Origin of the sequence: Alishewanella sp. BS5-314, assembly GCF_025377695.1 — a bacterium.
GTDB classification, from domain to species: Bacteria; Pseudomonadota; Gammaproteobacteria; order Enterobacterales; family Alteromonadaceae; genus Alishewanella; species Alishewanella aestuarii.
Window position 1 is genome coordinate 1,207,107 of sequence record NZ_JACEHJ010000002.1, and the last position, 24,445, is coordinate 1,231,551.

The 24,445-nt window shown below is 51.7% G+C and carries 23 protein-coding genes; 1 reads left to right on the plus strand and 22 read right to left on the minus strand.

Annotated elements, in window-relative coordinates:
• Positions 1–44: 44 nt before the first annotated feature.
• The 17 genes from H1D31_RS10025 to H1D31_RS10105 all read right to left on the minus strand — a co-directional run bounded on the left by H1D31_RS10025 (position 45) and on the right by H1D31_RS10105 (position 17,658).
• The gene (locus H1D31_RS10025) at positions 45–1,925 is read right to left on the minus strand and encodes a putative bifunctional diguanylate cyclase/phosphodiesterase (RefSeq protein ID WP_261258222.1); all 1,881 of its coding nucleotides are present in this window, start codon (positions 1,923–1,925) and stop codon (positions 45–47) included.
• A 122-nt stretch (positions 1,926–2,047) separates the two neighbouring features.
• On the minus strand, positions 2,048–5,392 hold the full coding sequence (locus H1D31_RS10030; protein WP_261258223.1) for a DUF6701 domain-containing protein: 3,345 nt from the start codon (positions 5,390–5,392) through the stop codon (positions 2,048–2,050).
• On the minus strand, positions 5,389–5,838 hold the full coding sequence (locus tag H1D31_RS10035) for a type II secretory pathway component (protein WP_261258225.1): 450 nt from the start codon (positions 5,836–5,838) through the stop codon (positions 5,389–5,391). The genes H1D31_RS10030 and H1D31_RS10035 overlap by 4 nt, the downstream gene beginning before the upstream one ends.
• Positions 5,828–6,616 carry a prepilin-type N-terminal cleavage/methylation domain-containing protein gene (locus H1D31_RS10040; protein ID WP_261258227.1) on the minus strand — a complete coding sequence of 263 codons (789 nt, stop codon included), beginning with the start codon at positions 6,614–6,616 and terminating at the stop codon, positions 5,828–5,830. The genes H1D31_RS10035 and H1D31_RS10040 overlap by 11 nt, the downstream gene beginning before the upstream one ends.
• On the minus strand, positions 6,616–7,197 hold the full coding sequence (locus H1D31_RS10045; protein ID WP_261258229.1) for a prepilin-type N-terminal cleavage/methylation domain-containing protein: 582 nt from the start codon (positions 7,195–7,197) through the stop codon (positions 6,616–6,618). The genes H1D31_RS10040 and H1D31_RS10045 overlap by 1 nt, the downstream gene beginning before the upstream one ends.
• Positions 7,191–7,682 carry a prepilin-type N-terminal cleavage/methylation domain-containing protein gene (locus tag H1D31_RS10050; protein WP_261260110.1) on the minus strand — a complete coding sequence of 164 codons (492 nt, stop codon included), beginning with the start codon at positions 7,680–7,682 and terminating at the stop codon, positions 7,191–7,193. The genes H1D31_RS10045 and H1D31_RS10050 overlap by 7 nt, the downstream gene beginning before the upstream one ends.
• Entirely contained in the window at positions 7,657–8,154 is a 498-nt protein-coding gene (locus tag H1D31_RS17325) for a prepilin-type N-terminal cleavage/methylation domain-containing protein (protein ID WP_314732997.1), read from the minus strand. Before H1D31_RS17325 ends, H1D31_RS10050 begins: the two co-directional genes overlap by 26 nt.
• Positions 8,155–8,163: 9 nt before the next feature.
• Positions 8,164–8,703 carry a prepilin-type N-terminal cleavage/methylation domain-containing protein gene (locus H1D31_RS10060; RefSeq protein ID WP_261258230.1) on the minus strand — a complete coding sequence of 180 codons (540 nt, stop codon included), beginning with the start codon at positions 8,701–8,703 and terminating at the stop codon, positions 8,164–8,166.
• A 96-nt stretch (positions 8,704–8,799) separates the two neighbouring features.
• Positions 8,800–10,014: a type II secretion system F family protein gene (locus H1D31_RS10065; RefSeq protein ID WP_261258232.1), complete on the minus strand. Its 1,215-nt coding sequence runs from the start codon at positions 10,012–10,014 to the stop codon at positions 8,800–8,802.
• A 4-nt stretch (positions 10,015–10,018) separates the two neighbouring features.
• A complete protein-coding gene (locus H1D31_RS10070) occupies positions 10,019–11,758 on the minus strand; it encodes a GspE/PulE family protein (RefSeq protein ID WP_261258234.1) in 1,740 nt (579 codons plus the stop codon).
• A 4-nt stretch (positions 11,759–11,762) separates the two neighbouring features.
• The gene (locus H1D31_RS10075) at positions 11,763–12,791 is read right to left on the minus strand and encodes a hypothetical protein (RefSeq protein ID WP_261258236.1); all 1,029 of its coding nucleotides are present in this window, start codon (positions 12,789–12,791) and stop codon (positions 11,763–11,765) included.
• On the minus strand, positions 12,788–13,666 hold the full coding sequence (locus H1D31_RS10080; protein WP_008608055.1) for an ExeA family protein: 879 nt from the start codon (positions 13,664–13,666) through the stop codon (positions 12,788–12,790). The genes H1D31_RS10075 and H1D31_RS10080 overlap by 4 nt, the downstream gene beginning before the upstream one ends.
• A 3-nt stretch (positions 13,667–13,669) precedes the next feature.
• Entirely contained in the window at positions 13,670–15,331 is a 1,662-nt protein-coding gene (gene mshL / locus H1D31_RS10085) for a pilus (MSHA type) biogenesis protein MshL (protein ID WP_261258237.1), read from the minus strand.
• On the minus strand, positions 15,321–15,638 hold the full coding sequence (locus tag H1D31_RS10090) for a hypothetical protein (RefSeq protein ID WP_008608053.1): 318 nt from the start codon (positions 15,636–15,638) through the stop codon (positions 15,321–15,323). The genes mshL and H1D31_RS10090 overlap by 11 nt, the downstream gene beginning before the upstream one ends.
• Positions 15,616–16,272 carry a type II secretion system protein GspM gene (gene gspM, locus H1D31_RS10095; RefSeq protein ID WP_261258240.1) on the minus strand — a complete coding sequence of 219 codons (657 nt, stop codon included), beginning with the start codon at positions 16,270–16,272 and terminating at the stop codon, positions 15,616–15,618. The genes H1D31_RS10090 and gspM overlap by 23 nt, the downstream gene beginning before the upstream one ends.
• On the minus strand, positions 16,269–16,859 hold the full coding sequence (locus tag H1D31_RS10100; protein ID WP_261258242.1) for a PilN domain-containing protein: 591 nt from the start codon (positions 16,857–16,859) through the stop codon (positions 16,269–16,271). The genes gspM and H1D31_RS10100 overlap by 4 nt, the downstream gene beginning before the upstream one ends.
• Positions 16,843–17,658 (minus strand): MSHA biogenesis protein MshI, encoded by an 816-nt coding sequence (locus H1D31_RS10105; protein WP_261258244.1) that lies wholly within the window; start codon positions 17,656–17,658, stop codon positions 16,843–16,845. The genes H1D31_RS10100 and H1D31_RS10105 overlap by 17 nt, the downstream gene beginning before the upstream one ends.
• Positions 17,659–18,036: 378 nt before the next feature.
• Between H1D31_RS10105 and H1D31_RS10110 the strand changes: the two genes are divergently transcribed.
• Positions 18,037–19,920 carry a propionyl-CoA synthetase gene (locus H1D31_RS10110; RefSeq protein ID WP_261258245.1) on the plus strand — a complete coding sequence of 628 codons (1,884 nt, stop codon included), beginning with the start codon at positions 18,037–18,039 and terminating at the stop codon, positions 19,918–19,920.
• A gap of 62 nt (positions 19,921–19,982) precedes the next feature.
• On the opposite strand, the gene H1D31_RS10115 is transcribed toward H1D31_RS10110, so the two are convergent.
• The 5 genes from H1D31_RS10115 to H1D31_RS10135 all read right to left on the minus strand — a co-directional run bounded on the left by H1D31_RS10115 (position 19,983) and on the right by H1D31_RS10135 (position 24,383).
• Complete coding sequence (locus tag H1D31_RS10115) at positions 19,983–20,288, minus strand: DUF6170 family protein (protein ID WP_008608044.1); 306 nt, start codon at positions 20,286–20,288, stop codon at positions 19,983–19,985.
• Positions 20,289–20,389: 101 nt separating this feature from the next.
• Complete coding sequence (locus H1D31_RS10120) at positions 20,390–22,441, minus strand: YjbH domain-containing protein (RefSeq protein WP_409976791.1); 2,052 nt, start codon at positions 22,439–22,441, stop codon at positions 20,390–20,392.
• A 56-nt stretch (positions 22,442–22,497) separates the two neighbouring features.
• The gene (locus H1D31_RS10125; RefSeq protein WP_261258250.1) at positions 22,498–23,229 is read right to left on the minus strand and encodes a capsule biosynthesis GfcC family protein; all 732 of its coding nucleotides are present in this window, start codon (positions 23,227–23,229) and stop codon (positions 22,498–22,500) included.
• A 3-nt stretch (positions 23,230–23,232) separates the two neighbouring features.
• Entirely contained in the window at positions 23,233–23,922 is a 690-nt protein-coding gene (locus H1D31_RS10130) for a YjbF family lipoprotein (RefSeq protein WP_261258251.1), read from the minus strand.
• A gap of 77 nt (positions 23,923–23,999) precedes the next feature.
• Entirely contained in the window at positions 24,000–24,383 is a 384-nt protein-coding gene (locus H1D31_RS10135; protein ID WP_261258253.1) for a hypothetical protein, read from the minus strand.
• Positions 24,384–24,445 lie beyond the last annotated feature (62 nt).

The window sequence follows — 24,445 nt, forward strand, 5'->3', positions numbered from 1 at the left end:
GTACCGGTCTGACCTCTGACCGGTACCGGAGTGCTGTGGATAAGTTAGTAGCCTAAACCGGCATGATGTTGACGTAGAAAGTGTTCAAACTCAGAGTGTGGTAGAGGCCGGGCGAAATAGTATCCCTGATAATGGTAACATCCTAATTGCAATAGTGATTTTAACTGAGCCTCCGTTTCAACACCTTCAGCTAATACTTCCAGACCAAGCGTTTGTCCCAGCATGATAATAGTACGCACTATCGCTTGCTGATTATCGTCCTGCACCAATTCATCGACAAAACCGCGATCAATTTTAAGCTGGTACAGCGGTAAACGTTTTAGATAAACCAGAGACGAATAGCCAGTGCCAAAATCGTCTAACGCGAAACGAATACCCAAAGCCCGTAATTGCTGCATCTTGGCCACGACCTGCTCAAAGTTATCTACCAACATACTTTCGGTAAGCTCTAGTTTTAGACTCGTCGCATCAACACCGCTTTGCTGCAAGATTTCAATAACCAGAGCCGTAAAATCGGGTTGCTGAAACTGCCGGGCACTAATATTAACTGACAGCTCGAGCCGGCTGGTTCCAGCCTGACGCTGCCAAAGCGCCAACTGCTGGCAAGCCTTGCGCAATACCAGCTCCCCTATTGGCAGAATGAGGCCACTTTCCTCAGCGAAATCAATAAATTCATAGGGTCCCAATATGCCACGTGTTGGATGTCGCCAACGTAACAACGCTTCAGCACCGGTTACCACACCCGGATGCACCAGTTGTGGCTGAAAGTACAACTCAAACTGATCATTGACGATAGCCTCACGCAGCTCATGCGCCAATAACAAACGCCGGCTGGCTTGTAACTGCATCTCTGCGTCAAAAAACGCCAAACCGTTTCCCACAGCTTTAACCTGATGCATTGCCATATCCGCCTGGGTGATCAAGACATCAGTATCCAGCTGATCACCTAAAAACAAGGTCGCGCCTATACTAAGGGTATTCTTCGGTCGTAACTGAGTTAGTGCCACATTCTGCGCCACAGCAGCTTGCAGCGCGGCAGCCAAATCTGTCACCTCCTGCACTGCCGCCGCCCGCTGGGTTGAGAGCATTTCGGTCAGGATCAGAAACTCGTCAGCGTTTAAACGACCCACGGTATCACCGGACGGCAGCACCGCCTGCAGCGACTGCCCGACCAATTTCAGAACCCGATCACCGGTGTTGTATCCCAAACTGTCGTTTAGGGTTTTAAAATCATCGATATCAATAAAGAGTAAAGCCGCGTAATGTTGGCTGCGGCTACTTTGCAGCTGCGCCTGTAGGATCCTGTCCCGCATCAGTTGCCGGTTTGCCAACCCGGTTACCGGATCATAAAAAGCCAGGCTCTCGGCTTGATGTTCAATTTGTTGCCGGATCAAGGCACTACAAATATTACCCGCAATGAGCTGCAGCCCAGCAATTTGTTCAGCAGACCATTGTTGTAAACCACGCACTATATCAAGACCAAACATCCCAAGCAGACGGTCCCGGCTTTTTAGCGGCAACATCAGTAAAGATTGGATCCCTTGCGGAGCTAATAACTGATACTCAGCGGAATCATGCGGTAAACTATTGATATCACAAAGAATCGATGGCAAACCTGCTGTCCATTGCCGATACCAGTCACCAAAAGCGGCAGAAGGCAACTGCTGCAACTGCTCCAGCTGCGGGCTCACGCCTGGCGCACACCACTCATGGCTATTACTGGCGGTTGTTAAATCAGCGGAAAACTTAAATAAGTAGCAGCGATCTGCCTGATAGAAACGGCCAATAGCCGCTAGTGCAGAGTTAATCACTTCGTCCACGTCAGCCGCCGTCGCCTGGACAAAAGCGCCCGAAATGGTGGCGACCATATTAAAAAAGCTATCTGCGGGGGGATGCGGCTCAGTCAAGCGTACCTCGGCTTGCAAAACCAGATAACTTCAGTGTATCTGCAAAACTGCAAACACGCAAAACCATATCACACAACACTTATCCACAGCACTCCGGTACCGGTCTGACCTCTGACCGGTACCGGAGTGCTGTGGATAAGTTAGCGTTCGCGCCAGAAGATTTGGCGTGGGTTGCCGCGGTAGCGGCCGAAGATCACTTCATTTTGCGGATGCTGGTTAAAACTACCGCTTTGTGCCCAATCGTAAGTTAGCCAGGGTGGTGCCTGATAACGATAACGGGCACTGCCCGCCTGACCGGGCGCAGCCAATAGTAATGCCAGCGGTGAACTGATGCCATTTGCCAAAACGGTACTGCCACCACTGGCAGCAAGATTAAAATCGCCACTCACCCAGCTTAAACGACCGGACTCTACGACCGAACATTGGTCAAACGGATTAGTAATAAAGCGTCCCTGTTGCCAGTATTCCGCCCGTAACACCAGCGGTAAGGCGTCAAATTCCGGCCCGAAGGCGTTATCGAGCGCCAGGCGGCCATAGCGCAGCGTATACGTCGCAAGGCGCCGGCTATTACACTGGGCACCGGTACAACCAGGGATCAGGACATTAAAATCCGGATTCTCGATTGAAGCGAGTTGCGGGTTTTCACCATCCAACACCTGTAGCGCCAGCACCGTATTTTCATAGGGGCCATCGGGCTGGCCATTGCTTTGCCGGTTAAGCCAGAGCTGTGACTCACCAGCCAGACTTGCTGTAGTATAAAAAGCTGATCCCGCTGCCCAGCTGCCAGCGTTAGCCTGAAAATGCAAACGATCCGCCAGATTCTGGGCCGGAGATAAACTGGCTGCACCCAATACCGGGGTGGCGCGGACAAAGCCCGAGTGGTAATTGGTGGTGACATTGCCTTGCCGGTTTAACGCCGTCAGGCGATAGCTCAGCGCAAGATTCTGTCGCATATACAAATTATCATTTACGTTACACGTCGGCGTCCGAAGCAGCTCTAACTCCGATAAACGAAAACGAGCAGGCACAAAACGTCCGGTGCTATTACTCCATGCCTGGGGTACCTGCTCTGCCATCCCCAGATAACTAAAGGCGCTGGTACCAAAACGGAATACCCCACTCTCGGAGACAGACTGCTGCACCACCGTCTGTGCCTGACTGTTACGGCTATGGTTATACTGCGCCACCCCCTGACTACCCAGCGCACCTGCTGCGGGAGCCAAAAGCTGGAGCTGCAATGGTATGGCGGTACGTTCGAAATTAGGCGTTATCGGATTTTCGCAATAATTCAGATTGCCATTACCCCAACTGTGGGCAGTGATCGTTAGCGGGAACGGGTCTCCCGCCACCGCAAAGGCCGGACAACTGGCGTCGGCAGCATTGCATGTGGCAGTGGTTCTGACACACAACCCCGCCGGGCGACGAATAAAGCGATCTGATCCGGTCATAATCAGGCCGGCATCGTTGGTTGCAGCAGATCCGACATAACGGGCATTGAGCTCCATCTGTCCGGCATCCGGGTAATTCACACTAATGGTCGCCCGCCCCTGGGCATTAAAGTTCAGCGGTATAGTCGTTGCCTGCGCCTGACTAAGACCCACATCATTCAAATTCACCTGCACCGGCAAGCTTACCGGCCGGCCACTGGGCCCGGGATTGATATAGCTGCTCCAGAAACTGATATTACGGCTGACATTCGCAAATTCAGGGATACACTGCTGGCTCACATCGTCCTGCTTTACCGCAGACAATGTAATATTCGAGCGCGGCCGACCAGCAATATCATCAGGGACATCAAAGATAAAACCACTGGCAGCGAAGGGAACATTACAATTTTGCGCTGTTAGCGTACTGTTGCCACGACGACATAGCGTTTGACTCAGTGGCCGGGTAGCGGGCAGCGAACTGGTCACCCCTACCGTTACCGAAGACGCTGTGCGATTTTGCAAAGTGACCTGCGTAGATCCCCCGCTAAAGCTAATCACATTGCCGCCAACCCAACCACCATTCGCCAGCGTTGCCGGCGCCAGGGTTGCGGTAACCGGCGTAGTAACCAATTCACTACAGGCTGGGTTGGCACAGGCTCTGACCGTAAAGCTCTCTGCTTTACAGGTCAGCGGTGTGCTGCTGTAATCGAATTCAAAATGATCGATCTGCTGTCCCACTGGCAATGATCGTAAGGCACAGATACTGACATTATCTAACTCATGAATATTGGTTGACCCCCCAGTTGAGCCCGTCAATGACAGAAAGAAATTCTCCGGCACCGGCGCCTGGCCAGTTTGAGATTGCGCATCAAAAGGAGCAATCAGCGTTGTAAAACCCGAACCGGTATTACGCTCTACTGACACCAGGGTGCTGCTGCCACTGCGCGAATCAACCACAATACGATAGCGATGTGGATTATTCTGATTACCATCAACGGCCGGGCTCAGGCAATTGCCGTTGGGGTTGACGGTGCCATTATTACAGGTGCCGCGTAAATATCGGTAACCGCTGGTGCCACTGCCTGAACCACGCACAGCAACAGCCTGGCGCCGCCGCCCGACATTCGTGCTACCGCCCTCATTAGAGAAATTACCAAATTCATCCAGGCCAAAACCGAGCCAACCACCGGCAAAACCTGGGATCCCGGGCTTAAAACCGTAACCTAAGGGTCCCCCAAAAGCACCTGGTTGAGGTGTAATAGCGGCGTCAGATAACACTACCGCCATACCATCGGCACCATTGCCACCATAGGCCAGATAGTCGAACTCTACTATCACCAGGTTATCTCGCGCCGGATAGAGCCGCTGATAGGTAACGGAAGTTGCCTGATTGGTTACAGCCTGCGTCATGCGCAAGCGACCATTGACAATTTGCGGAGTAAAATTGCCACTGCTGGTCGCTGTAACCCAATTATCAGACAGTGCAGCATCACTAAAACTATCAACGCCACACCCCAGCCCCAGAGCACAGAAAGTTCCGCCATTTAAACGAATTAACGCGTTCTGCTCAAACTGAACCAGCGCGCCCGGCGCGGCAATGGTGCTACCGGCGGTAACGCCGCCTGAAATTACCGTATCATTACCGATAGAAATGGCGCCAGCTGCATAAATAAAACCATTGATCTGCACATTATTCTGAATAGCCAGGCTGCCGCTGACGACAATAATCAGATTCTCCGGCGGCCCCGCACTGTTTAACTGCGTATTGGCGCCAATAGTCAGGTCACCATTAATAAATAGCCGGCTGGTCGGGCCGCTGGTGGTACGAGTCGTACTGTTCTGAATTTGATAACTACCCGGCTGATCATAATAGTAGTCGGTGTTAGTCAGTGGCTGCGGAAAATTCGGATTAGCTGCCGGAAAACTAATCCCTCCAGGCACGGGACTGTTGGGCCGGATTGCCTGAGTCCAGATCTCATTACAATTTACCGCATAGGCAAGGGTTGGCAGCCCCAACAGCCAGATCACCAGCACCAGGCGTAACAGTGCCCCCCTCATTGCCTGACCTCCAACACCAGCTCGCGGCTAGTGATAAAGTTATCTGCCTGACAGATGCCGGTGCTGCTCAGCTGATATAACACCGTTGCCACATTACCGGCGGGTAAACTCAGCGCCTGGCAATTTACCTCAGCGCGACAACCGCGCAGGCCATCATCGCTAAAATTTAAACTCAGCGCACTGCAACTGGCGGCACCTGTGAGCGGAAACACCCGGGTTAGCGCCAGCTCAAGCCCACTTTGTGCGGCAAAAAATGCCCGGCTGCCCTGCACTTCATATACCAGCGACTCAGATGAGCTTAACAATAACCGCGATAAACTGAGGATCACCGCCAGCATCACCACAATAATAAAAACGGCAATCACCAGGGCACTGCCGCGCTGCTTAGACGCCGTGGCTGGGTAATAAGTTGGCTGGCGCGATTCAGGGTGCGATTTAGGGTACATTGTATAGATGCACCTCATAGTTAAAAAACAAATCATCGCCGCTTTGAGATGCAAAACGCAGTAGTAAATTGACCACATTATTACGCGTCAGCGATACTTCTTGCTGGCTAAAACGCACCTCAGCCAGCTGTTTTGCCATCAGCACGCCGCCACCAGCGGGAGGTAAGGGCTGCGCCGCATTAAAGGCATAGTCACTAAAACGTCTAAGCTCCCGGCTGATTGCGTTATAACAAAAGCTTACCGGGCTGTCAGCGAGAATAAAAAAGCGTTGCTCCGGCGAGCCAGCCGGAAAGCTGTGATTGCTACTAAGATTAAACTGATGAGTACCGGGGTTAGCATCACTATCCGGCGCCAGCGCGCCGCTAAGTAAAATCGTCGCCCCACCCTGCTGATAAATATCGGCCGGTTGTCTTGGATAAATACTAAACGGCAAACCGACAAAATTAGCTTGCCAGTTGGCGTGCAGCAAAAGCAACTGATTACCACTGTCCGGCGCTATCGGTGCCTGCTGATACAGGCCGCTACTAAGTAGTGGCGTAAACTCCAGGCAATGCCAGGGCGCAGCAGTAGCAATCCGCACACTATTGGGTGCAGCCTGGCGTAGCTCACGCACCAGCCGCTCGGCAGCAAAACGCCCGGCACTTAAAATTTGCTCACGCTCGGCGGCATCGCTAAACATGCGGGCACCGGTGCCCAGATAGCGGCTGGTACCAAGCGCTAACAACGCCAGCAATACCATTACCACCACCAGCTCAATCAGCGTAAAACCGCGCGCCATTACCAATTCCCCCGATAGGCGCTAAACTGCAGGATGCTACCTGTCGGCGTGGTCACTGCCACTGTGATGCGCTTAGCACTAAAAGCCGGTAAACTGATACCACCAACCTGCTCCGGCGCCGGATAACTCACGGTCACCATGACCTGATAGTTCAGATAGACACTGGCCAGCTCCTCACCCAATAACGAACTTAGCTCACCGGCACTGCCAACAAAGCCATGAAAATCGTCCACGTCGTTATAGCTAAGCCGGGTCTCGCTGCCATCCGGACCAAACTGGCCCACAGGGGTGCAGGCAGGCGCACCGGCCTCAGCACAGCGCAGTAAGCCGCCGCTGCGGTTACTGTTTTCATCAAAACTTAACGCCAGAATTTCATTAAGCAGGCTTTGCCCAAGCTCTGCCGCCCGCACCTGATGCCAGGGATCGGTACTACGTACAAATAACGGGCTTAGTATCGAGGTGATCAGGGTAAGCGCTATCGCCAGCACCGTAATGCCAACCACTAACTCAACCAGCGTTACCCCCTGCTGTTTACGCCGGGCCTGGGTTATCGCTGTGAAAGACGCGGTACGGGCTAACATAGATGGATAAAGCCTTCGCTTTCCAGGCACAGACTCAGTGTAACCTGGCCCTGCAACCGAATTTGACAGCCGGCAGCCTGACATTGCACCGGCCGGCCCCAGCTATCAAAGTTCAGCTCGGTTAAATTTACAGGCTGGCTACTGAGTTGCACACTGCCATCGGTGATACACAAATGACTGGCATCGTTTAAGCACGCTGTTGTCGTACCCAAACGATCAGCGGCCAGTCGGATGCTCACCGGCGGGCAAATTGCCGGGTTAGTCGCTGTGCACTGCATCGCCTGTTGCTGCGCACGCCGCAGCACCGCAAGCGCCTGCTCACGCAGCAAATATTCACTGCTACCTGCAGCTGAAAAAAAACGGGGTACCAGGCTAATCGCCAGTACCCCGATAATAATAATGACCACGATAAGCTCGACTAGTGTAAAGCCTCTGCCTGAGCTCATCATAATATCGTGGTTAGCAACCAGTTGCTGTAACAGCAATCACAGGTTTAGACCCATTTCCTGTAGATTCTGCGTAAACTACGTGACAATTCTGACTAAAAGTAAAGTCTTTAGGAAGCACAGCAATTGAGTTTTCCGGAGGGGTAGCAGCATCAGATGTACCCTCAACAAAATCCCATTCAGAATCTGATAGTTCTGCAACAAGCTGTAATGCTGATTTTGTCGCAACAGGGTACCCCAGATGAGTAAGTACTGTGACTCCGTCAGATACCGTAACAGTAGGTGGAGTAACCGCAGTTTTAGCAACATTTTGCGAACCTGCAATAATAGATTTGCCGTAGGTTAGCGCCGCAGCGCTATCCAGAGATGCTTTTAAACCATTTAGCGTCGAAGCCCGCGCATCAGAACCAAAATTAAAAAACCTCGGAGCTGCTGTAATCGCCAGGATCCCCAGAATCACAATCACAATAATTAATTCAATTAACGTAAAGCCGCTTTGTTGCCGTTTCATGCTGATACCTCAGTTCTTATTAATAAAAGTACTTACCCGACCGGTGGCCGGGACATAAACAAAACCATTCAGATTAATTTGATTAGTTGGTGCTGCTACCAACCCCGCTGTTTGATAGTAAGTGCAGGCGTGATCCGGGGCAAATAGCTGGGTATCGACCCGGACAAACAGCCGGGCGCGGCGGATATCCTCGATACTCGCCGAAGTGGTGGCACGTGGCGGGCTTTGCATAATGCTGTCCAGCACAAGTAAACACTGCTGTGCAGTCATGGCTTGTGGTAAACCACCTCCGGTTGGGTAGCCGTTGGGACTAACCAAAATTGGTGTTCCCTCTAACAATACCTGCCCGCTGGGACGCCCTGCCAACTCCCACTGGCTACGGGTTAAACTTACTGCCGAGGCAAAGGCGCTGGCCACAGCTTCAATAGACACCTCTTCCGCATCCTTGGTCGCGCTGATAAAACGCGGTAAGGCTACGGCGGCCAATAAACCAAGAATAATGATCACTATCACTATTTCAATCAGGGTAAAACCGTTACGCTTTAACATCTTAGTGTATCCACTGCCCTTTTAATTGATTATGCGCGATAACCTTGGTGCGCGCCAGTACAGTTTTAACCCAGCCGGGGTCTTTGGCGGACTATACTAACGCCCTTTATAGGCATCCAGCATATCCCACATTGGGGTAAAGATACCCAGTGCCAGAATCAGAACCATCGCTGCTACTATCGCAATTAAAATCGGTTCGATTTTGCTGGTCAGGCTTTTTAAATCAAAGCCCACTTCCCGCTCATAAAAGCCTGCCACTTCCGTCAGCATTTCATCCATCTGACCGGTTTCCTCGCCTACCGATAACATCTGCAGCACCAGCGGCGTAAAGATTCCGCTTTGCTGCGCCACCCGGTACAGGCTCTCGCCGCGTTCAATATTGCGCCGCATCTCGCGAATTAGCTCGCCCAGATGGTCGTTATCCACCGCCTCTGCCACCAGATTTAGCGCAGTAGTAATAGGTACCCCAGCCTTTAACATCATGCCAAAACTGCGGGCAAAGCGCCCCAGTGTGGCACGGTTAATAATATCGCCAACCAGCGGCAAGCGCAGCTTTATCCGCCCCCACCAGAGTTTACCCGCGGCCGTTTGCAGATAATGTCGCCACCAGAAAACCAGTACCACGCTACTAAATAACAAATAGGGCCAGTAAGCGGTAAAAAAGCCGGAGCTGGCCAGTAGGATCTTGGTAGACCAGGGCAGTTCCGCATTAAAGCGGCTGAACATGGCAGCAAATTGCGGGATCACAAACAGGTTCATAATCACGACCGCCACCAACAAGGCAATCAGCACCATGGTCGGATAACGGCTGGCTTGTTTGATCTGTTTACGGGTTTCCTGCTCCTGCTCAAAATAAAAACTGAGCTGCATAAAGGCTTCATCCAGCCGGCCGGTATTCTCCCCGACATGCACCATACTGATAATCAGCCGGTTAAATACCTGCGGATGTGCCGCCATTGCTGTGGATAAATTACGGCCATTTTGCAATTGCTCCAGCACGTCTGTCAGCACCCGTTGCATCGCTACCGAGCGGGCACTTTCCAGTAAGCTGCTAATGGCGCGGATAATCGGGATCCCCGCTTTGTTTAGCGAGTACATTTGCCGGGAAAAGATAATCAGTTCATCCAGCCCCACTTTAGCCTGCCAACTAAACCAGGTTGCGCCCTTGCTCTCTGTCAGCGGGTTAATCACAACAGGGATCAGGCCGCGCTCGCGCAGCGTATTGGCCGCCGCGGCCAGATCCGCAGCCTCTAACTGCCCCGCTACCGGCTGCCCTTTTAAATCACGGGCGCTATACTGAAAACCGGGCATCGGCTTAACTCTCTGCTAACAGCGCACTAAAGGCGCTTTGCGGGTCTGACTCCAGATATTCCGACACCTTCATCACCTCTTCCAGGCTGGTCACGCCTTTACGGGCGTAGTCCAGCGCCATCAGTCCCAGGCTGACAAAACCCTCGCTGTGGTACGCCAGGCTGGTAAAGGCCTCAGCATCGTTTCGTCTCAGTGCATCAGCCAGCGGCTTAGTCAGTACCAGCAGTTCAAACACCCCGAGCCGCCCCTTGTAACCGGTATTATTGCAGGACTGACAACCGGGGCCATGCCAGAAAGGCGTGCCTTCCGGAATTTTATGATGGCGCAGCCAGTTTTGCTCCATCTCATCGGGTTGATATGGGGTTTTACAGTATTCACACAGCCGGCGAACCAGGCGCTGTGCAATAATTGCGCGTAGTGCACTCGCCACCAGATAAGGCGCGGCGCCCATATCAATTAAGCGTAGCGTACTGGTTACCGCATCATTAGTATGCAGGGTAGACAACACTAGGTGACCGGTTAAAGCGCCACGCAGGCCCATTTCGGCCGTTTCCTGATCGCGCATCTCGCCCACCATAATAATGTCCGGGTCTTGCCGCAGCGTGGTCCTGAGTACCTTGCTAAAACTTAAATCAATTTTTGGGTTTACCTGCACCTGATTAATCCGCGGCAGGCGGTATTCCACCGGATCTTCCACCGTAATAATCTTACTACCCGGCTGATTCAGTTCACTTAACATGCCATACAAAGTAGTGGTTTTACCGGAGCCGGTTGGCCCGGTTACCAGCAACATACCATGCGGGCTTTGCATAATGCGTCTGAGCCGGCGCAGCATCTGCTCCGGCATACCGGTATCTTCCAGCGTCAGCACCCCGGCTGATTGATCCAGTAAGCGCATAACCACCGACTCGCCATATTGCACCGGCATGGTCGACATCCGCACATCAATCTTATGTTGCTTTACCGTGATCTGAAAGCGACCGTCCTGCGGCAAGCGTTTTTCCGAAATATCGAGACTGGCCATCAGCTTTAAGCGCAATACCAGTGCTGACGCGATACTGACCTCATTCAGAATATTTTCCTGCAGTACGCCATCAATCCGCTGGCGAATGCGCAGCACTTTTTCATCCGGTTCAATATGGATATCTGAAGCACGGACCTGCACTGCGTCTTCAAAAATCGACTGCAGTAACCGCGAGATGGTGTTGTCGGCTTCCGACTGCTCGGCCAGTGCAAATTCCTGCTCAGGCGCCGCACCGTATTCCTGCTTTAGCTGGGTGGCAAAACTTTCAATATCTTTGGTGCGCCGATACAGGGTATCAAACGCCTGCATTAGCTGGCTTTCCCGCACTACCGCCAGTCGGATCTCCCGCGGCGCCAGAAACTGCGATAACTGATCCAGCGCCGTCAGATCCGCCGGATCGCTCATTCCCAGTAATACGGATTGCTCATTGGCTTCCAACACCAGCGCCCGAAAGCGGCGCGCCTGGACTTCGGATAATAGCTGGGCATCCTTCGCTTCAATCCGCCGCTGTGCAATATCCAAAAAAGGCAGCTGCAGCTGCTGCGCCAAAAATTGTAATAGCTGCTGCTCCGACAGGAAATTGAGCTCAATCAGCGTCGCCCCTAACTTGCGACCGCTTTCCTGCTGCCGCTTTAAGGCTTCCAGCAGTTGCTGTTCACTGATAATTTTTTCGTGAACCAGCAGATCGCCCAGCCGCATTTTAAGTTTTGGTTTTTGCATGGTGTTAGTTCATCTGGTTCAATTGTTGTTGTAAAAATTGCTGGCTGGCTGGTGCCAGCCGCTGCTGTTGCAGCCAGGCTTGCTGATAATACTGCCGGGCCAATGCTTGTTGCCCCTGCTGCGCTGCCGCTATTCCGGCCGCCAGGTTCCAGCCTGGATGCGCCGGCTCAACCGTTAATAGCTGCTGATATAGCGAGAGCGCAGCCGGCCAGTCCTGCTGTTGCTGCAGGATCGCAGCCCTAAGCGCCAGATATTCCGGAAACTCGCTGGCCGAAACAGGCGAATTAAGCTCAAGCAAGGCCTGTTGTAACTGCCCGGCTGCCACTAAGGCCGCGGCCTGCGACATCTGTTGTTCTAAGTAGGATGGCCGGCTTTGCTCAATCGCCAGCTGACCGCTACCGGCTTGAATTGAAGTTGGTGCTTGTTGTCCGGCACCACGGTTTGCTGCCAGCTGCAGATTGGCGGCTGCCTGAGGCTGCCTTGTTGCAACAGCAACAGGCGTTGTTGGCTCAGATCCCAAGGCTGCATCGTCTTCTTGTACTGTTTGCCGCTTAGTTGGGTTCTCTGTTACCGGGTTCTCTATTACAGATAGCTCTGCTAATGGCTGCGCCGACGCAACCAGCACAACCGCATTTTGGCTGCTAATGGCAGCCGTGTTCTGCGCTGCTGGTATCACAGCAGCGGTAGGGATGCCACCAGCGGTGGATTCGGTTAGCGTAACTGGCAAAGCTGCCGCTGGCTCAGACGCGACAGTTTCAGTAACAGCTAAGGCCGGTGAGGCCACGCTGATCTGGGACTGAGGCTGGGATTGGAACTGCGGCAAAGCCAGAGACTTATCAGTATCAAACCAAAAGTACTTCACCAGCTGATAGCTTAAAAAGCCCAGCACAAATAGCAGCAGATTACGTCGCCAATGACTCTGAGCAGGCTTACCTTCTAGGACGACGTTACTTAACGCAGCAGAATGGCCAATAGCATTAGTGCTGGCCTGGCGCTTCTCTAAATCCTGCAGCATTTTATTAATCACACTCATCCGCTTACCCTTAATGCCGTTAACCAGAGTAAAGCCGGGCCCAGCAACGGCCAGTGATGTGAACGGCAGCGCACTGCTGCCGTATCTGCCGCGGCAAAACGGATATGACGCCAGTTAACCTGCGCGGCGCCCTCGCCATAAGCCAGCATCAGGCATTTGTGCGCCAGAATATTCACCAGCCTGGGAATACCCCGGCTGTATACATGCAGCAGCTTTAATGCCGTAACAGAAAAACGCTGCTGCGTAGAGCCGGCGATCTGTAGGCGGTGCTGCACATAATGCTGCAGCTGTGCTGCGGTCATTCCTGTAAGTTGCTGCGAAAAGGTAATACGTTGTTGTAACTGGCGAAAAGCAGAACTCGCCAGCCTTTTATCAAGCTCTGGCTGAGCAAACAACACCACCTGTAACAGTTTTTGCTGCTCGGTTTCCAGATTGGTTAATAGCCGCAGCGTTTCAAGCGTATCATCCGGCAGTGCCTGAGCTTCATCAATGACCAGCACTACCCGTTTTTGCTGCCCAGCCAGCAAAACTAGCTGACGTTGTAATAATTGCAGTAACTGCGGGGTATCGATATTAGCCGAGTATTTCAACCCCAGTTCCTGCGCCAGCGCCCAGCGTAGCTCCAGCGGTGTCAGCGCCGGATCCGGCAAATAAGCCAACTGCCAACTGGCTGGCGCGTGCTTGAGCAGCAAACGACAAAGCAGCGTTTTACCGGTCCCGACTTCACCGGTAACCTTGATAAAGCCCTCGCCACTGTCAATAGCGGTACGCAAGGTGGTCAGCGCGGCTTCATGCTGAGGTAATTGCAGATAAAAAGCGGTATCCGGCGTCAGACTGAACGGAATCTGCGTCAGCTGAAAATAGCCGGTATACATGCGTTATTGCCCTTGCTGCCAGCGCTGCAGCTGCTCGCTGGATTGGCCAATTTGCTGCTGCCAGACACCCGGCTCGACAACCGTCGGCTTTAACAGGATCACCAGCTCTTTCTTCTGTTCGATTTGCCGTTTGCTGGTAAATAGCTGGCCCAGTCCCGGAATAGCACCCAGGATTGGCGTACGTGAGACCGAATCAGACTTCACCGTTTGCATCAGGCCACCAATGACCACTATCTCACCGCTACGGGCGCGGATCAGGGTATCCGACTGGCGGATATTACTTTGCGCCAGCGGCAACACCACGGTTTCGTCACTAAAACGGATGGTTTTGCTTTGCTCCGAGGTTTCAGTTACCGACGGGTTAACATGCAGGATCACCGCACCCTGGGCATCAATTTGCGGTGTCACGTCCAGTGCGATACCGGAGAAAAACGGCTGTAAACTGATGTTGGGTGAGGTGGTGGTGGCACCGGTGCCGGCAATGGTAGTGTTACTGGTAACGTCCGTCACAAAGTACTCATCCTGGCCAACCTTAATCACCGCCTTTTGATTATTCATCGCCGTAACCCGCGGGCTGGATAAGACCTGGGCATTGCCCTGCGTTTGCAGCAGGTTAATCACACCGTTAAAGTCGGCATTATTAAAACTGATCGCCGTTACGCCACCCAGCTGAGCAGTTAAGGCGTTTGCCGGGGTAATACCAGAGGTCGTTAAGTTAAACTCCGTGCTGCGAATAGAGGCCAGGGCATTTTGCCAGTTAATCCCCTGCTGGTAATCGTCATTAAGTGTAACTTCAATAATCCGTGCTTCCAGTACCACCTGGCGCTGCAAATGCTGCTCAGTCTGCCCCAGAAAGGCACGGATGGCCGCAATTTCATCCGGCATGGCGCGTACTGTTACCAGGCCAGCCTGCGGACTAACCACCACCATTCGCTCCGGTGCTTGAGCTAAAAAGGCCTGCAGCGTTTGCTCTAAATCTCTCCAGAAATCGGTGCGGTTCTCGGTTTGGATACTGCTGCCACTAAACTGCTGCTGATTACCCATCGAGCCCAGATTCCCCAGGCTATTGCTGCTACCAAGATTATTGTTATTAAAATTGCCGCGGTTATTCTGATTACTTTGATTATTACTGTTTTGCGAGACGCCACCCGAGTTCACGGTAATGGCCGACAAGCCCTGACGCTGTAACATCAAATAGTTAACGGCGATAGTTTCAGTACGCAGCGCGGCCGGAAACACCTGAAAGATGCTGCCACTTTGCCGCACATCTAAGCCAAACAGCTGTCTGACCTGCTCCAGCGTCTCGGCCAGCGTAACCTGCTTTAACTGCAGGCTGATGCGGCCGCTCACCTCGGGGTGTACCACCATACTGTAAGGCGTATCCGCCACCAGCGAGCGCAGAAAATCCGGCAAGGCGACATCCTGCGCATTCACATTAAATCGGGGTTCGTTGCGCAGCAGCGGCCGCAGCGATTCGGCCAGCACTTCCTGTTGCACCACTAGAGGTACCGCAGGATTTGCCGCTACGGCTGCCGGCATAGACGCTGCCTGCGATAACTGATTAGTGGCATCGGCAGTGACCTTGGGATCCGGTGTGATCTTGCAACCGGCTAACAGCAGCGAGGATAGGGCGACAACGGAATAACTCAGACGACTAAGGTTCATAGGTTTTGATCTTTTTATTATTAATCGAAAGTTGTAACTGCCCGCTATCGCCAACCAACACGACACGTTCAGCCGTAATACTCTGCACCCGGTAGTGCCCGAAACGATCGCCGGCTTTGACTAAGTTGCCATTTAGCATAGCCTGATAACCATTGGCTGTCTCAATAATCAGCTCCAGCCGCGGCCCTGGCGCAGCCATGCTCTGAGCGCCCTGCTGCTGGGCCTGCACTGTTGCCGGTGGTCGGGTTGGATCGGCCTGCAGTGGCAGTGCCAACAGCAACAGACTAAAACTGAATATAGCTTTCATGTTCACTTACCGTAGCCAGCTGCAGCGTCAGATGCGCCAGCGGATATTGTTGGACCTGATAGTCCAGTTGTTGCCAGCGCAGCAGCCACGGCAAGCGTTCCAATGCCTGCACTAACTGCTGCAGCTCGTCATACTTGCCCTGCACCACGACCGTGGTCAGGTGCTGATACAGGGCCGGCGGTTCAGCGCTATCCTGCCCCGGCAGATGCATGGGCTGCGCGGGAGCTGCTTGTAATGACACTAGCTGTAAGGCTTTCAGTTCGGCAAGGACATCGTGTAACAGCGCCACAGTTTGGCTACCAGTGATAAAACGGGCCTGAAAGGGTTTAAGTTGCTCAGCCTGCTGCTGATTCAGCTCAAGTTGCTGTGCCAGTTGTTGGCGCAGCGGCTGATTTATATCAACGCTAAGCTCTTGAGCAAGCTGTTCATTTTGTGCCGTCAATGCCGCCAGTTGCTGCTGCAGTTGCGCGCTTTGACGCTGCGCCTGCTGATAGCGCAGCCAGGCCGGCTCTATCAGCAATATCAATAACAAATAAGCCAGCACTAACAAGAGGCCGAAGAAAACCAACCGCTTTTCTCTTAGCTTCAGCGCGTCATAACGTGTATTTAATTGCTGCCAGCTGGTTGCGCTCATGGCGTTACTCCCGGGCGGCTATCCAGTTTAAATTGCACTAACGACGACTCCGCCTGCTGTTGTAACTGCACCTGCTGAAATTGCTGGCCTTTTAATTCATTGACTTGTGACAACTCGTTTAACCAGAGCGCGACACTGGCAGGTTGTTGGGTTAGCCCCTGCCAACTGCTGCCATTACTGCTCAGACTAAAGCGCTCTAACCACAGCTCCGGCCGGTCGATTTTTACTAATGCGGTCAGTACCGGGCTAAAACGGGTACCATTTTGCTGCTGTAACAAAAACTGTAACAAGGCCTGACGTCTGAGTTGATCCTGCTGCGCCAGCAATAATTGCTGCTGCAACTGGCTGTCTGGCTGTCGTTGCAATAACGCCAGTTGCAGGGTTTCTGCCTGCTGCTGCAGTTGTTGCTGTTGTAATTGTAACGCCTGCACTGTGTGCAATTGCTGCTGGCTCAGATAACTGAATGCGGCCATCAACAGCAGTGTGAGCGCGAGTAACATTGCACTATAAATCCCCAGATTGCGCAGCGGCAATACCGGCTTTGCCGGCAATAAGCTGGCAGAAAACAGATTAACTTGCTGCTTCAAAGGCCACCTCTGCCGGTTGCTGTAAACGATGCAACGCCACTATCGCCGGCCAGTGTAATGGCAGATCCAGCTGTCGCGCCCACGGCCAGTTATCAGGTAAGGTCAGCACCTTGGCCTGATTAAATCCAGCTTGCTGAAACAAAGCTGGCAGCTCGGCTAACTGTGGGTGCGCCAGCAGTAGCAAAATTTCGCGCACCGGCGGTAATTTCAGCTGGGCTTCAATAAAGTCCATCGAACGCTGCACTTCCAGCAGCAAGTTATCTAGCAAGCCAAACTGTAACTCTGTGCTACTGCTCTTTAACAGCTGCTGGTAGCCGCGTAAATGCCGGCTAAAACAGAGCTGTCCGTCGCGAACGACCTGTAAAATCACTTCATGACCAGGCTGTTGTTGCACAATTAACCGGGTCGGCCCTTGCGGCGATAACAGATCGCGGCTTAATAATTCTTCAGCCAGAATTTGCTGTGGTTGATGGCCGGCGTCGACCAGCAGCTTACAGAGTTGCTGTAAAAAACCTTTACTGGCAACCACCACATTCACCTTAGCACTGGCACCGGCAGTTGCCGGCATATCCAGATAGTCGAGCTGCATATCTTCCGGCGGCAAATTACAGATGTCTTTCAGCAGCCAGGGCAAAGCCTGATGCATTTCAGCAGCAGGGATATTGGGTTTATCCAGCGGCAGTAACTGATAATGCTCCGGGCCCAACACGATACTGACCGCACTCGCCGGCAACTCTTTTAACAAGGCTGGCAATGCCGTTAATACTGTCGCGCCCTGTAACGGCACAAGTCGACTCATCGGGGCAGATGAGCCGGATTTAAGCTTATCCGCCCGCGCCGATAAGAGATGAATTTGGTGTTCCTGCAGATGTAGTACCAGCAAGGATCTAACGCCCGGAGCCTGACCTGAAAACCTACGCCAAAATTGCTGCAACATCTGTTACATAACCTTTGTGAACCCTTAGCTTTAGAATAACGATAAGCCGCTGACTGAGCAATAAATTCTTCACCCCAAAGTTATCCACAGCACTCCGGTACCGGCCAGAGCTCCGACCTCAGACCGGTACCGGAGTGCTGTGGATAAAAATTGGCGGGGTTATAGCCAATAGTCTAAGTTTTATTCAGCGTAAAATTTTGTAAAGTGTCGACATAAAGACCATCAATAGGGGCAAAAACCATGTCTTACCGTACCGAATACCAAGGATCCGTCGACAATGCTGTTAAGTTTTGGGGCGACAAAGCCAGTAAGCTGGCCTGGTTCAAGCAACCAACCCAGGTACTCACCGCACAAGATGGGCAATATCAGTGGTTTGCCGATGGCGAGCTCAATACCAGCTACCTAGCGCTCGACTACCATGTGGAGCAAGGCCGCGGCGAACAAACTGCGATGTTTTACGATTCCCCGGTTACCGGCAGTAAACGTCGTTACAGTTACCGCGAGTTGCGGGATGAGGTCGCGCTTTTTGCCGGAGTATTACAAGCTCAGGGCGTGATCAAGGGGGATCGGGTGGTCATTTATATGCCGATGATCCCGCAAGCTGCAATTGCAATGCTGGCGACAGCGCGCCTCGGTGCCATTCATTCGGTGGTGTTCGGCGGCTTTGCACCGCATGAACTGGCAGTGCGGATTGATGATGCCAAACCTAAGGTAGTGGTAAGCGCCTCCTGTGGTATCGAAATTAACCGTGTGATTAGCTACAAGCCACTGCTCGACAGCGCTCTGGAGAAAGCCAGCCATCAGCCCGATCGCTGTATTATTTTTCAACGGCCGCAGCAAGTCGCCAATTTAGTTGCCGGCAGGGATCTCGATTGGCAAGCCGAAATGACCACTGCCTGCCCGGCAGCTCCCACTCCGGTAAAAAGCACAGATCCGTTATATATTCTGTATACCTCTGGTACCACCGGCAAACCCAAAGGCGTGGTGCGTGATAACGGTGGTCATGCCGTTGCCCTGCACTATAGCATGCACGCCATCTACAATATTAAACCTGGCGAAGTGTTCTGGGCGGCATCCGATGTCGGTTGGGTTGTTGGCCATTCTTATATCGTCTATGCCCCGCTATTAGCTGGCTGCACAACTATCCTCTACGAGGGTAAACCGGTTTTCACCCCTGATGCCGGCGCTTTCTGGCGGGTTTGCGCCGAGTACGGTGTTAAGGCGATTTTTGCGGCACCTACGGCATTTCGGGCCATCCGCAAAGAAGATCCGAACGCTGAGCTGATGAAGCAGTATGATCTGAGTAAACTGGAAACCATCTTTATGGCCGGCGAGCGGCTGGATCCTCCAACCTATCACTGGGCTTGCGAAGTCTCTGGTAAGCCGGTTATTGATCATTGGTGGCAAACTGAAACCGGCTGGGCGATTTGCGCCAATCTGGCAGGCGTTGAATTACTGCCTGCCAAAGCCGGCTCAGCAACCTGTCCGGTACCCGGCTATAACGTACAGATCCTGAATGACGAAGGACAACCGGTCGCTGCCAACCAACAGGGCAATATTGCGATTAAGCTTCCCTTACCGCCCGGCTGTTTAAGTACAGTGTGGGGTAATCCGGATCGCTATGTGGCGGGTTATTTGAGCCAATTTCCAGGCTATTATGCGACAGGCGATGGCGGATATCTGGATGAGGATGGCTATCTGTTTGTGATGGGCCGCACTGACGATGTGATCAATGTTGCCGGGCACCGGCTTTCTACCGGTGAAATGGAAGAAATCATCGCTTCGCACCCAGCGGTTGCCGAGTGTTGCGTTATAGGCTTACCGGATGAACTTAAAGGTCAGCAACCTGTTGGCTTTGTCTTGCTGAAAAACGGCGTCAACACCGATGCTTCGACCGTGCAGGATGAGTTAGTCGCATTGGTAAGGCAGGAAATTGGCGCTGTCGCTTGCTTTAAACGCGCTTTAGTCGTGCCGCGCCTACCGAAAACCCGCTCCGGCAAAATCCTGCGTAAACTGCTGCGCCAAATCGGCGAAGGCCAGGCCTATCAGATCCCTTCCACCATTGACGATCCGGCGAGCCTACCTGAACTCGAAGCCCTGATGAAACAGCACGGCCTCGCCTGACTTATCCACACGTCTCCGGTACCGGTAAGAGCTCTGACCGGTACCGGAGTGCTGTGGATAACTTAGTTTTGCTCTGGAAACTGCTGGCGGCGAATAGTCGCAAACTGCTTACGGCAAAGATAGAAGGTGATAGGTCTGGTGATCAGTGGATAGAGCACAACCAGCAACAGTATGTAGCCTGCTATTGCCCAGCCATCGGCGCGTGCAATCATAATAAACAGCACTGATAAAATAATCAGCTTAATAATATTCAGGGTAATTTTGGTCGGTGCCGGCAAACGATCTGCTGCCGTACGAATAATCTGCATCCGCTGCGAAAAGTTAAGTCCTTGTAATTCCGGGATACTTTGACTGTTGAAATAAATCATCGCTATACCTTAAAACCTCAATCCTACCCGTTAACTGGTAAGACCGGTACCGGAGTGCTGTGGATAAACAGGTCAGACCGGTACCGGAGTGCTGTGGATAATTAGTCGAAGAAGGGGGAGCGTTGCTCGGTCATGTTGTAGAGCATGCTCGGCCGGTTCAACATTTGTCCGCCATCGCGGGAGATTGGGATCCATGGTAACTTACCACGGCCCGTCGCCGGCGTAATAGAGAACAAATCGAATGGGATCGAAATATAGAACCCTTTCGTGAAACTCCCCTCACCATATTGCTCTGACGATACATCGGTAATGGCCGCGTAAGCCCCCATCACTATGCCGCTGTTAAAGCGCTTGGCGAAGTCGACGTTAACGCCCAAATCTTTTGCCAGAAAACGCCCAACGTTGAAAGTTAGCTGGGTATCAGGCAGAAAATCCGGTTTCCAATAAATATTGGCGTGGCCAGTCAGTACCTTGTAATCGAAAAAGCTAAAATCGTTTTCGTAAGAACGTTGCCGCACATAGTTCAGATCAAAACCGACAGCCCAATTACTGTCCACCGGGCGATACATCACCTCGCCACCTACCCCGCCGTACATGGCTTCCAGATAGCCAGCATAAAGCTGACCATACAGATTTGGCGCTAAACGCTCCTGCCAATTGCCATACAGTGTATCCAGGGTAATCTTACTACGGGTAACATATTCACGAATGTAGGTCCGCACCCGTGGTAATCCAGTATCAAAGGCATCTACAGTAAAGTTAAACTTATCAAAATTCTCTATTAAGGTTACTTTGCTGGAGGCATGCAGCGCCCAGTTTGGGTTAAAGCTATAGCCAGCACCCAAGATCACACCACCCTGATACATATAAAACTCTTCCGGACTACCAAAGGTTTGGATCCAGAATAGCTCCATATTAGTGTAAAAACCTTTGGTTACCAGCGGTTTAAAATCAGCCAGACTTTGCGCCGAGACATCCTGCCGCACATAGGTGGAGGTAAAAGGTGCACCTAAACGTTCGTTACGGGCCACCGCCTTAAACTCACTCGCATCAATCACCGACTCCAGCATTGGAATATTGCCGTTCAGATTTACAATCTTATAGGTTGTGATATCCGCAGGTAACTCGGCCGCTAAAATACGCCCAATCCGTTCTAACGCTTCTTCGTGATCGCGATAGGCTATCTGGTTACCATAAACGGTTAATACCCCATCTGCCAGGGCTGAACTCTTAACTAAAAAGCCCGCCTGATAAAGCAAATCATAAATCAATTGCTCACGCTGTACCTGGTCAAACTGTGCCACCTTTGGCTCAGCAGGAACATCACGTAGTGGCGGTTTTACTTTATAGCCAGCGGCATTATGCAAATTCAGCGCATAGGAAACACCAAAACCTAAGGTATTACCGCGTTGATAGTTCAGGCTAAAATCAAAATCACGCCAATGGTATACCGCCCCTAAGTTCCAGCGGCTATCTTGCGCTAGAGCCCCTGCTGCATCGTCAAGATAATTGTTACCCTCGTATTCCAGCTTTAACCGGAGCGGTTGCCAGGACGTTTGGTACTCAATACCACCGTAGACAGAAGCTGATCCTTTAAAGAAATTATCATATTTAACGGTACCACCCTGGCCAACATCAGCAGCTCGCAAACAGAAACTCTCAGCCAAACTACAGAATGGGTTTGTAATATTTGCGGCGTTACCAAGATACCCCCACCCAAGACCAAGATGTAAATCAAAATCGCCAAATTTTTTACTTAAAACTGCAAACTCACTCTCAAAAAAGCCCGTACCACCTAAATCACGCAAACCTACAGCAACTTCAGGTAACCATTTCGATTCCTGCCTTAAGCGAAATTTGGCATCTATTCCTTTATCTTTAAGAGTTTGATCACCACTAAAGCCTGGGTCATTACTATATAAACGAGTTCTAACATCGGTATAGCGTACTGTCGCTTCTAACCAAGGAAATAACTGGGTACTTACCGTCCAAAAGCGATACTCTTCATTGTCAGAATAATTAATCGATAAGTTCCCTTCCGACGCCATGCGAGCTGTGGGTACCTGAATTAGACCTACGCCACCATGAGCACTTTGTGATACCCCTGCCGGTGGTAACTGCCAGCGTTGTTCGGCGTTAACTGTTGCAGACATTGCTAGCAGCAGCGGCGATAGCGCAAATGGCAGCAAGTGTTTGATAGTTATCCGTTTCATACTGCAATCCTATACTGCATAAGTTCAACCAAGAGTTGGTTTAGACGCTGATAATCACGGCTAAACAACGAACTACGAAAAGGCACATATAAAGCTGCACCGGGTTGTGCTTCCTGATATACCGCGGAGGCGCCGGATAACGGCACCTGAAATAAGCGACCATCGGCCTGCAATAGCCGAATGTTGTTGGTATCTGCGAACTGTAACTTAGCACGCTGCAAGTAGTCATTTACAGCAGTCGCAGGCGTATGCGCCTGGGTAACAACACCACCGCTAATAGCACCTATTAGTACTACAGAATCGGGCCGACGGGGAAGCTGTAAAATATAGTCGCCAGTTGGCAATAGCGGGTTGGCTGCAAGATTAATACGGGCCAAGTCATAATCAATGGCAAAGGGTAAGCGTTTAGCTAAACGCCAGTCACCGATACGGCTTGCTAACTGCAGCAAGACCTGCTGCACCTCTGGTTTAGCACTTTGTTGCAGCTCCTGCAGCAGATTTAGTGTTTGGCGGCGCAGTTGCTCTGCCTCGGGGGCGTTAGTGTCATACAAGGCAGCAGCTGGCCAATAAATCTCAGCAGAGCGCACTAGCGGGGCCATTACGGCATCCAGCCGCACGGGCTGCTCAAAGGTTATCGACTGGCCAGCGCTATGCACTACCACCTGAGCCGACACTGGCAAGGTTACCAGCACTGCGGCCAGCAAAGTTAGATTCTTTAGTAAACGCATAGTTTATCCTGCCTTAGCTAAACGAGCCGCCCGGCTGATAAAAACCATTTCGGTCGGTGGCTGAAAAGGTGCATATTGCTGGCGCGTTTTTAATAACTGGCCCGAGGATTGTTCAAACCAGTATTCATTTTGCCACTGCTGATCAAAGCGCCAAAACTGCGGCCGGGTTTTATAGCTTAAAGTTTCGGTTACTTTTAATACGTTAAAGCTATGCTCAAGTATTACCAATGTTTCCGGCTTAGGTTGGCTAAACTGACTTTGTACTAAATAGCCATATTCATCCTGCTGCCAGTCAGTAAGACTTTGCCAGCTACTGCCAGCTAAGGACGTTACACCGCGGGTTAAAGGATCTTCAGTACTGGCGGTTACAAAAAGTAAATTATGTGGCAAGCCAGCGGTACGGACTATTCGACCATGTTGTAATACCACAACAGCGTTATCTGCAGAAATCCATTTTTGCTGACTATGCTCCATAAAGGCCAAGGCCAACACAACCTGCCGCTGCTCACCATAGCGGAAATAGAGTAAATCTGCAGGTGAGGCAATTACCTGCTCGGTAGCAAGCTCGATATCTGCCGGTGGTTTAAAAGCATAACTAAGAGTATCACGATACGCCTGGTAAGTACCTGAACAGCCAACCAGACCGAGGCTACAAATTACCGTAGTGCATAGCGCATAAATAGCGTTTTTCATTGTTTGCTATCCTGGCAACTTAAGAAATTATTGAATAAAAAAGCCGCCTAAAGGCGGCTTTTTGAGTTCACTTACTTTTAACGCAGTGTTGGTGCGTAAGTAAAAGTGGTTGTGGCAGTTGCAGTAGTTGTACCTGTAGCAGTACCTGTACCTGTTAATGTAACAGTGTTAGTAACGGTAGTACCAACACATGCACCGCCAACTAAAGGATCAGTACCTTCACAGCTTGGTTGTGGTTGTGGCGGTGGTGGTACTGGTGGCAGTGTAACGCCTGAGCTATTAGAAACAATAGCTGCTAATACACCAGCAGCAACGGCTCCGGCTACGATAGTACCAACAGCAACACCACCAACAGTAGCACCAGAAGCAGCAGTGCCGCCGGCGCTGTCAGATGATTGAGCAACAGCACCCGCACTGGCTAAAGCCAGAGCAGCAGAAATTGCTACTAAAGTTTTTTTCATAAAATATCCCTCAATGGTTAAACCGAATTCCGATTACGGAGCAGCTTAAACCAAGTTTAAAG

What these genes read in the sequence shown, in the direction of transcription:
- H1D31_RS10030 (WP_261258223.1), bottom strand. Translation starts at nt 5,392, where the DNA reads ATGAGGGGGGCACTGTTACGCCTGGTGCTGGTGATCTGGCTGTTGGGG.
- H1D31_RS10035 (WP_261258225.1), bottom strand. Translation starts at nt 5,838, where the DNA reads ATGTACCCTAAATCGCACCCTGAATCGCGCCAGCCAACTTATTACCCA.
- H1D31_RS10040 (WP_261258227.1), bottom strand. Translation starts at nt 6,616, where the DNA reads ATGGCGCGCGGTTTTACGCTGATTGAGCTGGTGGTGGTAATGGTATTG.
- H1D31_RS10045 (WP_261258229.1), bottom strand. Translation starts at nt 7,197, where the DNA reads ATGTTAGCCCGTACCGCGTCTTTCACAGCGATAACCCAGGCCCGGCGT.
- H1D31_RS17325 (WP_314732997.1), bottom strand. Translation starts at nt 8,154, where the DNA reads ATGAAACGGCAACAAAGCGGCTTTACGTTAATTGAATTAATTATTGTG.
- H1D31_RS10060 (WP_261258230.1), bottom strand. Translation starts at nt 8,703, where the DNA reads ATGTTAAAGCGTAACGGTTTTACCCTGATTGAAATAGTGATAGTGATC.
- H1D31_RS10065 (WP_261258232.1), bottom strand. Translation starts at nt 10,014, where the DNA reads ATGCCCGGTTTTCAGTATAGCGCCCGTGATTTAAAAGGGCAGCCGGTA.
- H1D31_RS10070 (WP_261258234.1), bottom strand. Translation starts at nt 11,758, where the DNA reads ATGCAAAAACCAAAACTTAAAATGCGGCTGGGCGATCTGCTGGTTCAC.
- H1D31_RS10075 (WP_261258236.1), bottom strand. Translation starts at nt 12,791, where the DNA reads ATGAGTGTGATTAATAAAATGCTGCAGGATTTAGAGAAGCGCCAGGCC.
- H1D31_RS10080 (WP_008608055.1), bottom strand. Translation starts at nt 13,666, where the DNA reads ATGTATACCGGCTATTTTCAGCTGACGCAGATTCCGTTCAGTCTGACG.
- mshL (WP_261258237.1), bottom strand. Translation starts at nt 15,331, where the DNA reads ATGAACCTTAGTCGTCTGAGTTATTCCGTTGTCGCCCTATCCTCGCTG.
- H1D31_RS10090 (WP_008608053.1), bottom strand. Translation starts at nt 15,638, where the DNA reads ATGAAAGCTATATTCAGTTTTAGTCTGTTGCTGTTGGCACTGCCACTG.
- gspM (WP_261258240.1), bottom strand. Translation starts at nt 16,272, where the DNA reads ATGAGCGCAACCAGCTGGCAGCAATTAAATACACGTTATGACGCGCTG.
- H1D31_RS10105 (WP_261258244.1), bottom strand. Translation starts at nt 17,658, where the DNA reads ATGAGTCGACTTGTGCCGTTACAGGGCGCGACAGTATTAACGGCATTG.
- H1D31_RS10110 (WP_261258245.1), top strand. Translation starts at nt 18,037, where the DNA reads ATGTCTTACCGTACCGAATACCAAGGATCCGTCGACAATGCTGTTAAG.
- H1D31_RS10115 (WP_008608044.1), bottom strand. Translation starts at nt 20,288, where the DNA reads ATGATTTATTTCAACAGTCAAAGTATCCCGGAATTACAAGGACTTAAC.
- H1D31_RS10120 (WP_409976791.1), bottom strand. Translation starts at nt 22,441, where the DNA reads ATGTCTGCAACAGTTAACGCCGAACAACGCTGGCAGTTACCACCGGCA.
- H1D31_RS10125 (WP_261258250.1), bottom strand. Translation starts at nt 23,229, where the DNA reads ATGCGTTTACTAAAGAATCTAACTTTGCTGGCCGCAGTGCTGGTAACC.
- H1D31_RS10130 (WP_261258251.1), bottom strand. Translation starts at nt 23,922, where the DNA reads ATGAAAAACGCTATTTATGCGCTATGCACTACGGTAATTTGTAGCCTC.
- H1D31_RS10135 (WP_261258253.1), bottom strand. Translation starts at nt 24,383, where the DNA reads ATGAAAAAAACTTTAGTAGCAATTTCTGCTGCTCTGGCTTTAGCCAGT.